Genomic DNA, 17,431 nt, shown 5'->3' on the forward strand with positions numbered 1-17,431 from the left:
CGCGCTCACCGCGCGAGCGCCGCCCGAGCCGTTTCCAAGGCCTGTTCCGCATAGCCACGGCCGAACAGCACCGCATGCACCAGCAGCGGGAAGAGCTGGTGGAGGCCGACGCGGTCCGTCCAGCCGTCGGTGAGGGGCGCCGCCCGTCGGTAGCCCTCCAGCACCCGGTCCAGGTGAGGGCAGCCGAAGAGGGCCAGCATCGCCAGGTCGGTCTCGCGGTGGCCGCCGTGCGCGGCCGGGTCGATGAGCCGGGCGTGGCCGTCGGCGCCCCACAGGACGTTGCCGTTCCAGAGGTCGCCGTGCAGCCGGGCGGGCGGCTCGGCGGGGCCCGCGAGGTCGGGCAGCCGAGCGCACACGTCCTCGATGATGGCGGCCTCGGCCGGGCGGACAGTGCCGTCGTCGACCGCGCGGCGCAGATACGGCAGCACGCGGTGCTCGGCGTACCAGGCAGGCCAGTCGGTGCCGGGGACGTTCCGCATGGGGGCACGCCCGATGTACGCCTCCCTCGGGCCGCCGGGCGGCGGGGAGCCGAAGGCGGGCGCGCCGGCGGCGTGCAGGGCGGCCAGGTCGGCTCCGAGACGGGCCGCCGCCACGGCACTCGGTGCCCCCTGCTCCACCAGGTCGATCACCAGGCGGCGCCCGTCGTGGCCGTACACCGTCGGGACGCGGACCGTGTCCGCCCCGGCGAGCCAGCGCAGTCCGGCCGCCTCGGCCTGGGCCGCGCCGGGGCCGTCGCCGAGCTTGACGAGCACCTTCCGGCCGTCGTCGAGGCTGACCTCGGCGAGCGTCCCGGACAGTCGGCGTTCGCCGGTCGCCGGGCGGCCGGTGAGCCTCGCCGCCAGGGCACCGGGTGCCGTGCGATCGGCCACGGCGCATCACCTCCAGATCTCATGCCCTCAGACGTCTGACAGGATCCCGCGAGCCCCAGGTGTGGCGCCGGTGAAATCTCCTACCCATGTCTTGACATACAAACGAAACGCTCCGTAGCTTGGCCGATCATTTAGATTCGTGAAGTAAGTTCACGGATATGAACAGTCGGGCGGACGGCCCGGGAGAACAACGGAGTGTGCCCATGGGCGTTCGCCGACGAAGTCGCCGCCTGGCAGCCATGATCACCGTCGCGGGGCTCGCGTTCGGGACGGCGGCCTGCGGATCGGGGGCCGACAGCGCCGGGGGCGGTGATCCGAACACACTGGAGGTCTGGACCCGGAGCAACCCGGACCCGGCCGCCACGTACGAGCGGGTGTTCGCCGCCTTCACCGAGAAGACCGACATCAAGATCGACTACCAGCCGGTCATCAACTTCGACCAGCAGCTCCAGAGCCGGGCGTCCACCAAGGACCTCCCTGACGTGATGATCAACGACACGGCGCTGATGGGCAGCTACCAGAGCCAGGGATTGCTCAAGCCGATCGATCCGGCCGCGATCGAGGGCCACGACCAGATCACCGACAGGACCTGGGCCTCCACCGTCGGCATCGACGGCGCGCACTACGGCATCCCGTACTCACGTCAGGCCCAGACCCTGATGATCCGCAAGGACTGGCTGCAGAAGCTCGGGCTCAAGGCGCCGACGACCTGGGCGGAGATGCTCGGCGTCGCGAAGGCCTTCGCGGAGCGCGACCCGGACGGCGACGGCAAGAAGGACACCTACGGCATGGTCGTCCCGGGCAGCGCGCAGAACGGTTACGCCGCCTGGTGGGGCGCCAGCTTCCTCTGGTCCGGCGGCGCGAAGATCATCGAGCCGGAGGGCAAGGGCTACCGCCCCGCCATGGACTCGGCCGCCGCCGTGCGCACCGTCACCTGGATGAAGGACAACCTCTTCTGCGGTGACAACGGTGTCATCCAGCCCGGCGCCATCAGCGCCGTCACCGGCACGGCCACCAACTTCCAGGACGGCAACGCCGGGATGTACCTCACGGGCCCGTACAACATCGCCACCTACGACGCGACACCCGGCAAGGACAAGTACGAGGTCGTCCCGTTCCCCGCGGGCCCGGCCGGGTCCACCGTGCTGGCCGACGGCGAGAACATCTACTTCGGCGCCAGGACCGGCAAGACGAAGCAGGAACAGGCCCTCGCCGCCTTCCTGATCTCCCCCGAGGGCCAGAAGCTCGCCATGACCGGCGCGAACCAGCCCGTGGTCCGCATCCCCGTCAACGCAACGCTCGACGCGGCCCAGGTACGGGACGACCCCCGCTGGAGCGTCGTGCAGAAGGCGTACGAGGACGCCTCGGAGCAGTTCCCCAACGCGCCCGACTTCGCACCGATCAAACAGGACACCGCCGACGCCCTCAACGCGGTCTTCACCTACTGCGGCAGCGACGTCGGCACCGGACTCAAGGAACTCAACGACACGCTCGCCGGTGACCTCAAGGACCAGGACCTGTTGCAATGACCGCTACCACCATCGCGCCGGACCGGCGCAGAGCGCTCGCCAAGCGGGTCCTCTCCAAGAAGGCCGTCCTTCCCTGGCTGTTCCTGGCCCCCGGCCTGCTGCTCGCCCTCGTCTTCAAGTTCGTGCCGATGGGCAAGGGCATCTGGCTCAGCTTCTTCGACGTACGGCCGTTCCTCGGCGACAAGTGGGTCGGCCTCGACAACTACACGCGGGTCCTGACCGACCACCGCTTCCAGGACGCGGTCGGCCACACCCTCCTCCTCGGCATAGGGCAGTCGCTCGGCGCGATCGTCGTCGGCTTCTTCCTGGCGCTGCTGCTGGAGGGCCAGGCCCGCTCACTGAAGATCATCCGCACGGCCGTCTTCCTGCCGGTCGTCACCGCGACCGCCGTGGTCGGTGAGCTGTGGCGGCTGATGTACTACCCGACCTCCGACGGCCTCGTGAACAGCGCCCTCGGCTTCCTCGGCCTCGGCCCGACACCGTTCCTCGACAACCCGGACACCGCGCTCTGGGCGACGATGGTCATGGGCATCTGGATGACCGCCCCCTACAACATGGTGATCATCCTCGCCGGACTCGCGGGCGTGGACCGCACCTTGTACGAGGCCGCCGCGATGGACGGTGTCTCGCTGTGGCAGCGGCTGCGGTACGTGACCCTGCCGGCGATCCGCCCCGCCATCGGCATCGTCCTCACACTGGCCGCCATCCGCGGTCTGCGTGTCTTCACCGAGGTGTACGTCCTCACGGGCGGCGGCCCCGCCGGATCCACCGAAGTGTGGATGACCCGCGCCTACACCCTCGGCTTCACCCGCAACGACATCGGCGGCGCGTCGGCGGCCTCCGTCGTCCTGCTCGCGGTGACGCTGCTGCTCACCGTCTCCGTCTACCACTTCCGCAAGAGGGGAGACGTGCGATGAGCGCACCAGCCCTCGACCCCGTCCGGACCCCGTCGTCCGACGAGGCCGTCACTTCGTCCAGGCGAACGGGCAAGCAGGCCCGTACGACGCCCGCCCGCTTCGACACCGCGCTCGGCTGGAACGACCGGCCCGGCGTCTCCTGGGCCCTGCGGATCCTGCTGTGCGCGACAGCGCTCGGCATCTTCGCCGTGCCCTTCCTGACGATCGTCTCGGGTGCCCTCAGTACCCACCCCAGCGGTTCGTCCCTGTCGTTCCTCCCGCACGACAGCACGCTGCTCAACTTTCGGGTGGCCGGGGAGCGCGGCATCTGGGACTACTTCACCAACTCGCTCGTCATCGCGGGCGGCGGACTCCTGCTCCAGCTCGTGGTGTGCGTGCTCGCCGCGTATGCGCTGGCCCGGCACCGGTTCCGTGGTCAGGCGCTGATCATGACCCTGTTCATGCTGACGATGATGCTCCCCGAGGAGGTCATCGCCATCCCGCTGTCCCTGGTCCTCGGCCATGTCCCGGTGGTCGGCATCGACCTGAAGGGCACCGTCTGGGGCGTCATCCTGCCGCTCGGTGCCTGGGGCTTCTCGGTGATGCTGCTGACCGAGTTCATGAAGGACATCCCGAGCGAGATCGAGGAGGCCGCCCGGCTCGACGGCGTCGGCGAACTGCGGATGCTGTGGCAGGTCGTCCTGCCGCTGTGCAAGCCCGCGCTCGGGGTGGCCGGGGTCCTCGGCTTCATCATGATCTGGGACCAGTACCTGCTGCCGCTGATCGCCGCCAAGGACCCGACCGACTACACGGTCACCGTGGCCCTCTCCGTCCTGCGCACCGACCCCGAGGTCGGCTCGGGCGTCGTCCTCGCCGGCGCGGTCATCGCGCTCCTGCCCAGCCTTGTCGTCTACCTGCTCCTCCAGCGCTCGCTGGTCACCGGCATCGCCGCCGGGGCCACCAAGGGCTGAACCCCCACTGGTAATACGAGGGATACATGAAGTTCCAAGGAGTGCTGTTCTTTCCGGTCACGCCGTTCGCTTCGGACGGTTCGGTGGACGAGGAACGGCTCGCACAGCACATCGAGGCCGGGGTCGCGGCCGGTGCCGGGGGCGTGTTCGTCGCCTGCGGCACCGGTGAGTTCCACGCGCTGACGCCCGCGGAGATCGAGCGGGCCACGCGGGTCGCCGTGTCGACGACGGCCGGGCGGGTTCCCGTGCTGGCCGCCGCCGGGGGCCCGTCCCCGGTCGCCCGCGACCAGGCGGCCCGCGTCGAACGGGCCGGCGCCGACGGCATCCTGCTGCTGCCGCCCTATCTGGTGAGCGCGCCGCAGCAGGGCCTGGTGCGGTACGTCAGGGAGGTCACGGCGGCCACCGGCGTGCCGGTCATCTTCTACCAGCGCGGCACCGCCCGCCTCACCGCGGACACCGCCGCCGAGATCGCGGCCCTGCCCGGGGTAGTCGGTCTCAAGGACGGCATCGGGGACATCGAGCGGATGCACCGGATCGTGCGCGCGGTACGGGCCGTGCCGGGCACGGAGGGCTTCCAGTTCTTCAACGGACTGCCCACCGCCGAGATGACCGCGCCCGCCTACCAGGGCATCGGCGTCGGCCTGTACTCCTCCGCCGTGTTCGCCTTCGCCCCGGAGATCGCCCTCGCCTTCCACCGGGCGCTCGCCGAGGGCGACGAGGCACTGGTCGCCACGCTCCTCGACGAGTTCTACGGCCCGCTCGTCGAACTGCGCGACGAGGTGCCCGGATACGCCGTGGCGCTGGTCAAGGCCGGGGTGACCCTTCGCGGCCTGGACGTCGGCGGTGTACGGGCGCCGTTGATCGACCCGGCCCCGGAGCACGTCGCCCGGCTGGCGAAGCTCATCGACCATGGCCTGGAGGTGGTGGGCGCGTGATGCCGAACCGTCACGGACTTGGCCGTCATGGCCTTGGCCTTCACGGCTTTGAGAGGGTGGGCGTATGACCGGCGCCGCACCGGGGACCCGGATCCGGGAACTGCTCGTCACCCCGATCGCCTTCCGTGACCCGCCGCTGCTCAACTCCAACGGCGTCCACGAGCCCCTCGCCCTGCGGACCATCCTCCAACTCGTCCTGGAGGACGGCACGGTGGGGCTCGGCGAGTCGACGGGCGGCACCGTCCGCCTGGAGCGGCTCGATGCCGCCGCGAAGGCGGTGGTCGGCCTGGACGTCTTCGACACCACCGCCGTCTCGGCCGCGATCGACACCGTCCTGCTGCCGACCGTGCCCAGCTCCCACGAACGCGGCTGGACCACCTCGGCGGTCGAGGTGGCCTGCCTCGACGCGCAGGGCAAGCTGCTCGGCCGCCCGGTCAGCGATCTGCTGGGCGGCCGGGTCCGCGACTCCGTGCCCTTCGCCGCGTACCTCTTCTACAAGTGGGCCGAACACCCGGCGCTCGACGGTCGCCCGGCGGTCGGGGACGACTGGGGCGAGGCACTGGACCCGGCCGGTGTCGTCGAGCAGGCGCGACTGATGCAACAGCGGTACGGATTCAGCTCGTTCAAGCTCAAGGGGGGTGTCTTCCCGCCGGACGAGGAGATCGCCGCGATCAAGGCGCTCACGGAGGCCTTCCCCGGGCAGCCGCTGCGGCTGGACCCCAACACGGCCTGGACGGTGGAGACCTCGACCTACGTCGCCCGCCAACTGGACGGCGTACTGGAGTACTTGGAGGATCCGACCGCAACCATTGCCGGTATGGCGGAGGTGGCGAAGGAATCGCCGATGCCGCTCGCCACTAACATGTGCGTGGTCGCCTGGGAGCATCTGAAGCCGGCGATCGAACAGAACGCGATCCAGGTGCTGCTCACCGACCACCACTACTGGGGCGGACTGCGCCGCACCCGTGAACTGGCCGCCGTATGCGAGGCGTTCGGGCTCGCCCTGTCCATGCACTCCAACTCGCACCTGGGCATCAGTCTGGCCGCGATGACCCATGTCGCGTCGGCCATCCCCAACCTCGACCACTCCTGCGACACGCACTACCCGTGGAACTCGGCGGACGACGTCATCGTCCCGGGCGTGCTGGAGTTCCGCGACGGGGAGGTCGCCGTGCCCACCGGGCCCGGGCTGGGCGTGGAACTGGATCATGAGGCCCTCGACCGGCTGCACCGGCTGTACGTCGACTCGGGCATGCGCTCCCGGGACGACACCGGGTACATGCGCCGGATCCAGCCGGGGTACGAGCTGAGACTGCCGCGCTGGTGAATCACCTGTGACCGCCGCGCTGGTGAATCACCGCTGATCAGGGGCAGCCTCCGGGCAGCCCCTTTTCGCGTGGGCGGCGTCGTGCGCCCTCCGCGCCGGTCGCGGGAGGCGGGCGACGGGCGCGTGAGCACGGAGCGGCCGGTGATCTGCCTCGGTCGGCGGTTTCCGCACCCCCAGGACCCGAAGTCGCCCCTTTCACGCGGTGCCCGACAGGCCGTCCCGCCTGTTTGGCTTGAACCGCGACGCGCGCCACTCATCCGCACGTGCCGCCTCACCGTCGCACGTGCCGCCTCGCCGTCGCCGATCCGGCGTCGATCCGGCGTCGATCTCCTCGGAATCCGCCCCCACGACCAAGTCGTAAGCGCGCCACCCGAGTTCCGTGTCTCGACCGCACCCGGCGTTCGCCCGTGTCCAGGCGCGTCCCCGCACGCATCCGTACGTCCACGCACATCCGCTCACCTATCGGGAGGGAATGTGACCGCCCCCGTAAGCTCCTCCGAAAGCGCACCGGAACCCGCCGACGAACCGCAGTTCACCAGCCTCAGCACCCAGGCCGCGCGGCAACTCGCGACGACCACCAAGTCCGAACCGCAGATGCAGGCCATCACCTCGCGGTGGCTGCTCAAGACACTGCCGTGGGTGGACGTCAAGGGCGGCGCCTACCGGGTCAACCGCCGTCTCCAGCTCCGTATCGGCCGGGGCCGGGTGCAGTTCGACCAGCACGGCGCCGACGACGTCAAGGTCATCCCGGAGACGCTCACCGAACTCCCCGCGCTACGCGGCTACTGCGACCTCGCGGCCCTGAGGGAGATCTCCTCCCGGTTCCGGGTGCGTGAAGTACGAGCCGGGCAGGTGCTGGTGGACGCCGGGCAGCCGGTGACCGAGGCGTACCTCGTGGTGCACGGCCGGTTCACGCGCTACACCACCGGCAAGTACGGCGAGGAGGAGGTCCTCGGCGTCATCAGCGACGGCGACGGTCTGGGCGACGAGGCCATCGGCCACGCCGACCCCCTGTGGCTCAGCTCGGTACGGGCCGACACGGCGGGGGTGGTGCTGGCGCTCAACTGGGACGTGCTGACGGCGTTCGTGGAGCGCACGCCGTCCCTCGCCGCCCAGTTCGACGCCTTCGCCGAGCGGCAGCGCAAGCCCGTGAACCGCAAGGGCGAGGCGGACGTGCCCCTGGAGGCCGGGCACGTGGGCGAGTTGATGCTGCCGGGCGGCTTCGTCGACTACGACCTGGCGCCGCGCGAGTACGAACTCTCCCTCACCCAGACGGTGTTGCGCGTCCACACCCGGGTCGCGGACCTCTACAACAACCCGATGAACCAGACGGAGCAGCAACTCCGCCTGACCATCGAGGAGATCCGCGAACGCCAGGAATGGGAGCTCGTCAACAACCGCGAGTTCGGGCTGCTGCACAACATCGACTACAGCCAGCGCGTCAGCACCTTCTCCGGGCCGCCGACCCCGGACGACATGGACGAGCTGCTGTCCATGCGCCGCAAGACCCGGCTGTACCTGGCCCATCCGAAGGCGATCGCGGCCTTCTTCCGGCAGTGCAACCGGCGCGGGCTGGTGCCCGGCACGGTGAACGTCGACGGACACGAGGTGCCCGCGTGGCGCGGTGTGCCGCTCTTCCCGTGCAGCAAGATCCCGATCACCCCGCAGCACACCACCAGCATCATCGCGCTGCGCACCGGCGAGAAGGACCAGGGGGTCGTCGGCCTGCACCAGACGGGCATCCCCGAGGAGTACGAGCCCTCCCTGAACGTACGGTTCATGGGCGTCGACACCACCGCGATCATGAGCTATCTGATCACCGCCTACTACTCGATGGCCGTGCTGGTGCCCGACGCGGCCGGGATCCTGGAGAACGTGCAGGTCGGGTGGATGCCCGAATGAGCGAGCCGTCAGTGGCCGACAGCCGCGCTCGTACCCGGCTGCCCGGTCCGCCGAGTCCCGCCCGTTCCCGGCGGGACCGGCGCGCAGGCGCGGTCCCCGGGCTGCGGTACCGGCCCGCCGGGCCCGCCGACCCGGCGAAGGTCGCGGAGGTCGACCGGAGGCTGGAGGCCTGGGCGGAGCGGCTGGACCTGTTCCCCCGGGAATGGAAGGGGCAGTTCGCGGGGTTCGGTCTGGGCCGGGCGATCGTGCTCGCGTATCCGGGCGGGGCGGGCCTCGAACACCTCACCGCCGCCGGGAAGCTGCTGCTCGCCGAGAACCTGGTCGACAACCTCTACTGCGAGGTCGACGAGGGCAAGGGCGGCTCGCCGCGCGGCCTCGGCGGCCGGCTGATCATGGCCCAGTCGGCACTCGACCCGCTCCACAGCACCCCGGAGATGGAGGACCGGTGGGGGCACGGCGTACGGGCCGACGGACCGCTGCGCTCGTACCACTTCGCGCTGCGGGACTACGCCGTCCTCGCCACGCCCAGCCAGACCGACCGGCTCGTCCACGATCTCGCCCGGCTGCATCTGGGCTATCTCGGCGAGGCTGCCTGGGCCGAGACGGACCATCTGCCGCGGGTCTGGGAGTACCTGGTGATGCGGCAGTTCAACAACTTCCGGCCCTGCCTGACGGTCGTCGACGCCGTGGACGGCTGGGAGCTGCCGGAGGCGATCTACGCCCGGCCCGAGGTCCAGCGGATCACCGCGCTGGCCGGGAACGCGGCCACGATCGTCAACGACCTGTACTCCTTCACCAAGGAGATGTCGAACGACCCGGACCATCTCAATCTGCCCATGGTGATCGCCGCCAACGAGCGGTGCGGGCTCAAGGCCGCCTACCTGGAGGCCGTCGAGATCCACAACCGGATCATGGAGGCGTTCGAGGAGGAGTCCGCGGCCCTGTCCGCCACCTCGCCGCTGATCGAGCGCTACGCCACCGGTCTCGCCGCCTGGGTCGCCGGCAACCACGAATGGCACGCCACCAACACCGACCGCTACAGCCTGCCCGACTACTGGTAACGCCCCGACATGGCCGACGCCCGACATCACCGGAGGAGCCACCGTTGACCATCGACGCCGTCACCACGACCGCCGCACCGCCGCCGGCCCAGTCCCCGGCACCCTCTCCGGCCCAGTCCGTGTATCAGAACCGCGTCGCGGACTACTGGAACGCCGAGGAGAACCCGGTCAACCTCGAACTCGGCAAGATCGACGACCTGTACCACCATCACTACGGCATCGGCGACGCGGACTGGTCCGTCCTCGACGACGGCCCCGATCCGGCGCGCCGCCGCGCGCGCATCACCGCCGAACTGCACCGCCTGGAACAGGCCCAGGCCGAACTGCTCGCCCGCCATCTCGGCCCCCTCTCCCCCGCCGACCGCGTCTTCGACGCCGGCTGCGGGCGCGGCGGCGGCAGCGTGGTGGCCCATCTGCGGTACGGCTGCCAAGTCGACGGCGTCACGATCTCGCGCAAGCAGGCCGAGTTCGCCAATGAACAGGCCCGCAAGCGGGAGATCGCCGACCGGGTCCGCCATCACCACCGCAACATGCTCGACACGGGCCTCCCCTCCGGCGAGTTCGCGGCGTCCTGGAACAACGAGTCCACCATGTACGTCGAGTTGGACCTGCTCTTCGCCGAGCACGCCCGGCTGCTGCGCCGCGGCGGCCGCTACGTCACCGTCACCGGCTGCTACAACGACACCTACGGCCGCGCCTCCCGCGAGGTGTCCCTCATCAACGCCCACTACATCTGCGATATCCACCCCCGCTCCGAGTACTTCCGCGCGCTGGCCCACAACCGCCTCGTCCCCGTCCACGTCATGGACCTGACCGCAGCCGCCCTCCCCTACTGGGAACTCCGCAAACAGGCCGACCACCTCGTCACCGGCATCGAGGACACCTTCATCACCGCGTACGAGAACGGCAGTTTCCAGTACCTGCTGATCGTCGCGGACCGGGTCTGACCCAGGGGGCGCCCTGTGGGGTCGGCAGGGCTGAGGGAGCCCGCGGGACCGGCGCGGGTGGTCGGCGGATCCGGGATCCGGTCCGCCGGCTGCTCGCCACCGCCAGCCCGGCCGTACGGCACGCGCCACCGCCACCGCCACCGCCACCGCCACCGCCAGCGCCAGCCCGGCCGTACGGCATGCGCCACCGCTGCCCGTTCAGCGTCGCGACCTGGGTCACGGCTCCGACGTCTCGGATTCGAGTGAGGCGCGAGTCGCCTCTCCGTAGACACCCGGGTCGTCCTCCAGGACGGCACGGGTCAGTTGGTAGCCGCGGACCGCGCTCTCGACCTCGCGGTCGTAGTCGCCGCCGGCGTCTCCGTTGTAGAGGCCGATCTGGCGCAGGCGGAGCTGGAGTTCGGTGACCTCCGCTCCCCGGTCGCCGAGGCCGAGGACGGGGGGCTGCGCGTCGGACTGGGTCGGCGCGGGGGCCGCCGTGACGGTGGCGTCGCTGTTGGAGGGGGACTTGGTCGGGGTGCCGGAGCCGGTGGGGGTGGCCCGGCTCTCGGTGGGGGTCGCCTCCGGCGAGGTGGACGAGGTCCCCGACGGGGAGGGCGAAGAGGTCGTACGGGACGGGGCCGCCGCCGACGACGACGTCCCCTCACCGGCCGCCGCCTCCGGGAGGTCCGCCCTGACGTCGCCGGGGCCCGAGCCGTCCCGTGCGGGAGCCTCGTACGAGAAGAGCCCGCCGATAATCCCTCCCGTGACCAGGACAGCCGCCGCGCCGGCCCCCACCCCTGCGGCCAGTACCGCTCGGCGCCGCCGACGGCCGCCCTGGACACTGTCGACGGGGAGCAGTTCGTCGGCCGGAGACTGTTCGTCGAGGAAAGGCTCTTCGTCGAAGGGAGCGGCTGCCGCGCGGTGCGGCTCGTCAGGGGCCGCCTCCGGTGCGTCGCCGTCTTCCGAGGCGTTCGGCTGCGGCTCGCCTTCGGGGGCCGCCGAGGAGGCGGCCGGCTCGGTGTCGTCACCGACCTTCACGAACGGCCGTATGCGTACCGGGTCGAAGTCCTCCGCGGCTTCCGCCTGCGCCGTACGGATGTCGCGATGAGCTTCCGACGCGAGACGGCCGCAGGAACAGGCCGGAGTGCCGTCCGTCGCCCGGGGCGTACCGCACTGCGGGCAGACAGGGGCTGTCGGTTCACTCACGCGTGGTCTCTCTTCGAGCGGATTCCAGAGTTTAAACAGATCTTCTGCACAGAATCCCCAAGACTTGCTTGAATCTCAAACGTCTACCGGCCAAGTCCCGTTCGGCAAAGACGAGTTCGCGCTCATGATGCCTTCATGTGACGGGGCTGGTGCGCGACCCGGTGCTCGAAGTGACATGCCTCTGACATCAACCCCACGGTCGCCGCGCTCGCCCTGGGTGTGTCCGTCCTGGGCTCGGGCCCCGCATCAGCGGCACGGCCGAGACCTACAACGCCAAGCTGGTCAACCGCGCGCAGAGCTTCTGCGCTCCGGCCGCGCGCAAGAAGCCCAGCTACCTCGCCGTGGACCGCAACGAGCTGGGCTCGCCGTCACCGCTCACGACCGTGGGGAACCTCAACACGTACGTCCTCACGGCGGGACAGTAGCCGTCGCCCGGGCAGACGGCCGTCCAACAGCGGACGGCCGTTCGTCGGCCGCCGCCGTGCCAGCCGCGCGCCCATCCTGCGGGGCGCCGTGCGCATGCCCCGCAGGATGGGCAACTGGCTCCGGGACAGCCTCGCCCGCTCCCCGCCGCCCGCGATCAGGGCGTTGACCGACGCCATCGGGTCACCGCCGGCCGACCGCGCCGCCAACGCCCCGACCACCAGCGGCAGCAGCACCACCGCGAGGGCCGAACCGGTGGCGGTGGCCGTGGCGGTGACGTTCCGGAGGGGGCGCGAGCGCGAGGGGTGCGTGTCCATGACGACAGTGCACCAGCGGCCCGTGGTGCGGGGCATCGGACCACATACTCAGTCGCCCCGGCCGAAGTACTCAGGCCGCCGCCACCGCCCCCCGCTCCGCCACCTCCCGGTGGATCGGCATCCCCGAACCGGTCAGCGGTACACCCGTGCCGCCGCGCCGGGCCGCGACGATCTCCGCCGCGATGGACAGGGCGGTCTCCTCGGGCGTGCGGGCGCCGAGGTCGAGGCCGATCGGGGACCTGAGCCGGGCCAACTCCTCGTCGTGCAGGCCGACTTCACGCAGTCGCCGGTCGCGGTCGGCGTGGGTGCGGCGGGAGCCCATCGCACCCACGAACGCGACCGGCATCCGCAGGGCCGTCTTCAGCAGGGGTATGTCGAACTTGGCGTCGTGGGTGAGCACGCACAGGACCGTACGGCTGTCGGTCTCGGTGCGCCGGAGGTAGCGGTGCGGCCAGTCCACCACGAGGTCGTCGGCCTCCGGGAAACGGGCCCGCGTGGCGAAGACCGGCCGGGCGTCGCACACGGTGACGTGGTAGCCGAGGAACCTGCCCGCGCGCACGAGTGCCGCCGCGAAGTCGATCGCCCCGAACACGATCATGCGGGGTGGCGGCACCCTCGTCTCCACGAGGAGGGTGAGCCCACCGGCACAGTGCGATCCGTCCGCCGAGAGCTCGATCGTGCCCGTACGTCCGCCGTCCAGCATCGCCCGGGCCGCTGCGGCGGCCGTCCGGTCGAGTTCGGGGTGCCCGCCGAGACCGCCTTCGTACGAACCGGCACGCGCCCCGTCGTACGACCCGTCACGCGCCCCGTCGGTCGACCCGTCGGGGTGTACGAGCAGGGCCTGCCCGAGGAGTTCGGCCGGGCCCCTGACGACGCGGGCGAGGGCCGTCGGCTCGCTCTCGGCGGCGGCCGAGAGCGCGGCGCGCAGCACCGCTCGGGCCGGTGAACCGGCGGTGACGGGGGTGACCAGGATGTCGATGACGCCGCCGCAGGTCAGGCCGACGGCGAAGGCGTCCTCGTCGCTGTAGCCGAAGCGCTGGAACACGGTCTCACCGTCCGCCAGCGCCTGTTGGCACAGGTCGTACACCGCGCCCTCCACACACCCACCGGAGACCGAACCGACGGCCGTGCCCGTGCTGTCGACGGCGAGAGCCGCGCCGGGGCCGCGCGGGGCGCTGCCGCTCACCGCCACGACGGTGGCGACGGCGAAGTCCCGGCCCTCCTCGGCCCAGGCACTCAGCTCGGCGGCCGCGTCAAGCATCCCGGCCCGCCATCAGGACGCGGTCGGGCCGGATGGGCAGGTGGCGGTGGCGTACGCCGGTGGCGTGCCAGACCGCGTTGGCGACGGCGGCCGCCGCACCCACGATGCCGATCTCGCCGATGCCCTTGATGCCGACGGGGTCGTCGGGGTCGGGGTCGTCCACCCAGTCCGCCTCGATGGCGGGGACGTCGGCGTGCGCGGCCACGTGGTAGCCGGCGAGGTCGGCGGCGTAGTGGCCGCCGGAGGCCTGGTCGCGTACCGCCTCCTCGTGGAGGGCCATGGAGATGCCCCAGGTCATGCCGCCGATGAACTGGCTGCGGGCGGTGAGCGGGTTGACGATCCTGCCCGCCGCGAAGACGCCGAGCATGCGGCGCACGCGTACCTCGCCGGTGGCGGGGTCCACGGCGACCTCGGCGAACTGGGCGCCGTAGGAGTGGCGTTCCTTCTGGGCGAGGGCGCCGATGGCGGCGGTGGTGTCGGAGCGGACGGTGATGCCCTCCGGCGGGATGTCGTCGCCGAGGGCGAGCCGCTCCCTCAGTTCGCCTGCCGCGAGGGTGACGGCCCAGGCCCAGGAACGGGTGCCCATCGAGCCGCCGGCGATCATGGCCGGGCCGAGGTCGCTGTCCCCTATCCGCACCCGGACCCGGTCCGGTACGACCTCCAGGGCATCGGCGGCGACCAGGGTGAGCGCGGTGCGGGCACCGGTGCCGATGTCCGCCGCGTTGATCCGCACGGTGAAGGTGCCGTCGGCCTCGGCCGTCACGGCCGCCGTGGACGGTGCGGCTCCCGCGCCGAAGGAGGCCGCCGCCGTGCCGGTGCCGATCAGCCAGCGTCCGTCGCGGCGCACGCCGGGCCGCGGGTCACGGTCGGCCCAGCCGAACCTGCGGGCGCCCTCCCGGAAGCAGGCGTGCAGGTTGCGACCGGCGAAGGGCAGCCCGGAGACGGGGCCCCGGTCGGGCTCGTTGCGGGCCCGCAGCTCGATCGGGTCGATGCCCAGCTTCTCGGCGAGTTCGTCGAACGCCGACTCCAGCGCGAACGACCCCGGCGCCTCGCCGGGCGCGCGCATCCAGGTCGGGGTCGGCACGTCGAGCCGTACGACCTTGTTGGCCGTGTGGTGGGCGTCGGCGGCGTACATCACACGGGCCGGTCCGGCGCTCGACTCGATGAACTCGTGGACGGTCGAGGTGAGGCTCTGGGAGCGGTGCTCCAGGGCGCGCAGCCGTCCGTCGGGGTCGGCGCCGAGCCGGACCCGCTGGCTGGTGGGGCTGCGGTAGCCGGCGAGGGAGAACATCTGACGCCGGGTCATGACCACCCGGACCGGGCGCTGGAGGACGGTCGCGGCCATGACGGCGGCGACCTGGTGCGCGCGGACACCCTTGCTGCCGAAACCGCCGCCGACGTGCTCGGAGCGGACCCGCACCGAGGCCGGGTCGAGGGAGAACAGGTTGGCCAGTTCACCCTGGACCCACAGGGTGCCCTGGTTGGAGTCGAAGACGTCGAGCCGGCCCCCGTCCCAGCGGGCCGTCACCGCGTGCGGCTCCATGGCGTTGTGGTGTTCCTCGGGGGTGGTGTACTCGGCGTCCACGACGGCGGCGGACGCGGCGAGTTCGGCCTCCAGGTCGCCCTTCTCGATCACCGCGGGGCCGAAGGCGTCCAGTGCGTACGCGTCCGGGTGCCCGGCGGCGAACGCGATGTCGTGCGTCTCCCGCTCGTAGTGCACGACCAGCGCCTCGGCGGCCTCCCTGGCCTGCTCGGAGGTCTCGGCGACGACCAGCGCGACCGGCCAGCCCAGGTGCGGCACCCGGTCGTGCTGGAACACGGCGGTGGTCGGGTCGGGTTTCATCCCCATGAGCCCTGTGTAGTCGGTGTCGACGCGTGGGGCGTTCTCGTGGGTCAGGACGGCGAGCACGCCCGGCATCCCGAGCGCGGCGGCGGTCTCGATCGCGCGGATCCGGCCGCGGGCGATGGTGGACAGCGTCAGCCAGCCGTGGGCGAGTCCGGCGAAGGGGATCTCTCCCGCGTAGCGGGCGGCTCCGGTGACCTTGTCGCGGCCCTCGACGCGGGTGTGCGCGGTGCCGACAGCGCCCTTGTGTGCCGTGGGGGCGGTGGTCATCGGGTGGCCTCCTCGGTGAGTTCGGACAGGACGGCGACCACGAGATTGCGCATCAGCGTCACCTTGTACGCGTTGTGGGGCAGCGGCTCGGCGTCGGCCAGTTCGGCGTCGGCGGCGGCCGCGTAGGTCTCGGCGTCGGCCGGCGCCCCGGTCAGTACGCGTTCCGCCGCGTAGGCGCGCCACGGCCGGGAGGCGACCGCCCCGAAGGCAAGTCGCGCGTCCCGTACGACGCCGTCCCGGACGTCGAGCGCGGCGGCGATGGAGCCGATGGCGAAGGCGTACGAGGCGCGCTCGCGGACCTTGCGGTAGCGGGAGCGGGCGGCGACGGGGGCGGGCGGCAGGGTGATGCCGGTGATCAGGGCGCCCGGCGGCAGGGCGGTCTCGATGTGCGGGGTGTCCCCCACCGGGAGGTAGAAGTCGGCGAAGGGCAACGCCTCCGGTCCGTCGGCTGTTTCGTACGTCACGACGGCGTCGAAGGCGGCCAGTGCCACGCCCATGTCGGAGGGGTGGGTGGCCACGCAGTGCTGGGAGGCGCCCAGGATGGCGTGGTTGTGGTGCTCGCCCTCGATCGCGGGGCAGCCGCTGCCGGGGACCCGCTTGTTGCAGGGTTTGGTGACGTCGGCGAAGTAGCCGCAGCGGGTGCGCTGCAGGAGGTTGCCGCCGACGGTGGCCATGTTGCGCAGCTGCCCGGAGGCGCCGGCCAGGACCGCCTGGGTCAACGCCGGGTAGCGGCGGCGGACTTCGGGGTGGGCGGCGAGGTCGCTGTTGGTGACGGTCGCACCGATGCGCAGTCCGCCGTCCTGGGTCGACTCGATCCCGTCGAGGGGGAGTTCGCGGACGTCGACGAGCCGGGCGGGCCGCTCGACGCCGGTCTTCATCAGGTCGACGAGGTTGGTGCCACCGCCGAGGAAGCGCGCTTCGGGATCGGCGCCGAGCAGGGCGAGGGCGCCGGAGACGTCGTGAGCACGCCGGTAGTCGAACTCCCTCACGCCACGGCCTCCTTGGCTTTCGCGGTGCTGTCGGCGGCGGCGCGGGCGACGGCCTCGACGATCGACACGTACGCGCCGCAGCGGCACAGGTTGCCGCTCATCCGCTCCCGTATCTCCTCGGCGCCCAGCGGTGGCGGCCCCGCCTCGGGGCGGACGTCGTCGGTGACGGCACTGGGCCAGCCCGCCGCGTGCTCCTCGATCACCGCGATCGCCGAACAGATCTGCCCCGGCGTGCAGTAGCCGCACTGGAAGCCGTCCAGATCGAGGAACGCCTGCTGCACCGGATGCAGTCGCTCACCCTCGGCGACGCCCTCGATGGTGGTGATCTCGCGTCCCTCGGCCGCCACCGCCAACTGCAGACAGGAGACGTTGCGGCGTCCGTCGACGAGGACGGTGCAGGCACCGCACTGCCCCTGGTCGCAGCCCTTCTTGGTGCCGGTCATATCGAGTCGCTCGCGCAGGGCGTCGAGCAGAGTGGTGCGGTGGTCGACGGAGAGCGTGTGCTTCTCGCCGTTGATGTTCAAGGTGATGGCGCTGTACGTCGATGAGGTGGCTGGGGACATGATCAGCCTTCTTTCGCGTATCCGGGGCATGTCGAAGGGACTCGCTCCGGCAGGCGGTCGAATCAGGGATGTGGGGCAGCCGGGGTCCCGGCGCCGCTCGCGCCGACGCTACGATGCAACAACCGGACAGCTGTCCTCTCCGG

The 17,431-nt window shown here is 71.4% G+C and carries 15 protein-coding genes; 8 read left to right on the plus strand and 7 right to left on the minus strand.

The features are described from left to right. Positions 1-5: 5 nt before the first annotated feature. Positions 6-869 (minus strand): fructosamine kinase family protein, encoded by an 864-nt coding sequence (locus ACFU53_RS08640; RefSeq protein ID WP_383987732.1) that lies wholly within the window; start codon positions 867-869, stop codon positions 6-8. 239 nt (positions 870-1,108) lie between these two features. Between ACFU53_RS08640 and ACFU53_RS08645 the strand changes: the two genes are divergently transcribed. From ACFU53_RS08645 to ACFU53_RS08680, 8 genes are all read left to right on the plus strand, one after another. Beyond that, positions 1,109-2,398 carry an ABC transporter substrate-binding protein gene (locus ACFU53_RS08645; RefSeq protein ID WP_383987735.1) on the plus strand — a complete coding sequence of 430 codons (1,290 nt, stop codon included), beginning with the start codon at positions 1,109-1,111 and terminating at the stop codon, positions 2,396-2,398. Then, the gene (locus ACFU53_RS08650; protein WP_383987739.1) at positions 2,395-3,315 is read left to right on the plus strand and encodes a carbohydrate ABC transporter permease; all 921 of its coding nucleotides are present in this window, start codon (positions 2,395-2,397) and stop codon (positions 3,313-3,315) included. The genes ACFU53_RS08645 and ACFU53_RS08650 overlap by 4 nt, the downstream gene beginning before the upstream one ends. Next, positions 3,312-4,265 (plus strand): carbohydrate ABC transporter permease, encoded by a 954-nt coding sequence (locus tag ACFU53_RS08655; RefSeq protein ID WP_383987742.1) that lies wholly within the window; start codon positions 3,312-3,314, stop codon positions 4,263-4,265. The genes ACFU53_RS08650 and ACFU53_RS08655 overlap by 4 nt, the downstream gene beginning before the upstream one ends. 26 nt (positions 4,266-4,291) lie before the next feature. After that, the gene (locus ACFU53_RS08660) at positions 4,292-5,200 is read left to right on the plus strand and encodes a 5-dehydro-4-deoxyglucarate dehydratase (protein WP_383987745.1); all 909 of its coding nucleotides are present in this window, start codon (positions 4,292-4,294) and stop codon (positions 5,198-5,200) included. Positions 5,201-5,264: 64 nt separating this feature from the next. Then, entirely contained in the window at positions 5,265-6,527 is a 1,263-nt protein-coding gene (locus tag ACFU53_RS08665) for a glucarate dehydratase family protein (RefSeq protein ID WP_383987748.1), read from the plus strand. 474 nt (positions 6,528-7,001) lie between these two features. Next, on the plus strand, positions 7,002-8,429 hold the full coding sequence (locus tag ACFU53_RS08670) for a family 2B encapsulin nanocompartment shell protein (RefSeq protein ID WP_383987751.1): 1,428 nt from the start codon (positions 7,002-7,004) through the stop codon (positions 8,427-8,429). Then, entirely contained in the window at positions 8,426-9,490 is a 1,065-nt protein-coding gene (locus ACFU53_RS08675) for a family 2 encapsulin nanocompartment cargo protein terpene cyclase (protein ID WP_383987754.1), read from the plus strand. The genes ACFU53_RS08670 and ACFU53_RS08675 overlap by 4 nt, the downstream gene beginning before the upstream one ends. A gap of 44 nt (positions 9,491-9,534) precedes the next feature. Next, positions 9,535-10,437, plus strand: coding sequence for a geranyl diphosphate 2-C-methyltransferase (locus ACFU53_RS08680; RefSeq protein WP_383987757.1), 903 nt, complete (start codon positions 9,535-9,537; stop codon positions 10,435-10,437). 216 nt (positions 10,438-10,653) lie between these two features. On the opposite strand, the gene ACFU53_RS08685 is transcribed toward ACFU53_RS08680, so the two are convergent. The 6 genes from ACFU53_RS08685 to ACFU53_RS08710 form a co-directional block, all read right to left on the minus strand. Next, positions 10,654-11,622, minus strand: coding sequence for a peptidoglycan-binding protein (locus tag ACFU53_RS08685; protein ID WP_383987760.1), 969 nt, complete (start codon positions 11,620-11,622; stop codon positions 10,654-10,656). A 368-nt stretch (positions 11,623-11,990) separates the two neighbouring features. Then, positions 11,991-12,362: a hypothetical protein gene (locus ACFU53_RS08690; protein ID WP_383987762.1), complete on the minus strand. Its 372-nt coding sequence runs from the start codon at positions 12,360-12,362 to the stop codon at positions 11,991-11,993. A gap of 70 nt (positions 12,363-12,432) precedes the next feature. After that, positions 12,433-13,623, minus strand: a complete 1,191-nt coding sequence (locus tag ACFU53_RS08695) for an XdhC family protein (RefSeq protein WP_383987765.1) — start codon at positions 13,621-13,623, stop codon at positions 12,433-12,435. Beyond that, entirely contained in the window at positions 13,616-15,736 is a 2,121-nt protein-coding gene (locus tag ACFU53_RS08700; protein ID WP_383987767.1) for a xanthine dehydrogenase family protein molybdopterin-binding subunit, read from the minus strand. Before ACFU53_RS08700 ends, ACFU53_RS08695 begins: the two co-directional genes overlap by 8 nt. Next, a complete protein-coding gene (locus tag ACFU53_RS08705; RefSeq protein ID WP_383987770.1) occupies positions 15,733-16,725 on the minus strand; it encodes an FAD binding domain-containing protein in 993 nt (330 codons plus the stop codon). Before ACFU53_RS08705 ends, ACFU53_RS08700 begins: the two co-directional genes overlap by 4 nt. Continuing rightward, positions 16,722-17,288, minus strand: coding sequence for a (2Fe-2S)-binding protein (locus ACFU53_RS08710; protein ID WP_383987773.1), 567 nt, complete (start codon positions 17,286-17,288; stop codon positions 16,722-16,724). The genes ACFU53_RS08705 and ACFU53_RS08710 overlap by 4 nt, the downstream gene beginning before the upstream one ends. Positions 17,289-17,431: the final 143 nt, after the last annotated feature.

The sequence above is a fragment of the Streptomyces sp. NPDC057474 genome (assembly GCF_042802555.1).
Lineage (GTDB): Bacteria > Actinomycetota > Actinomycetes > Streptomycetales > Streptomycetaceae > Streptomyces.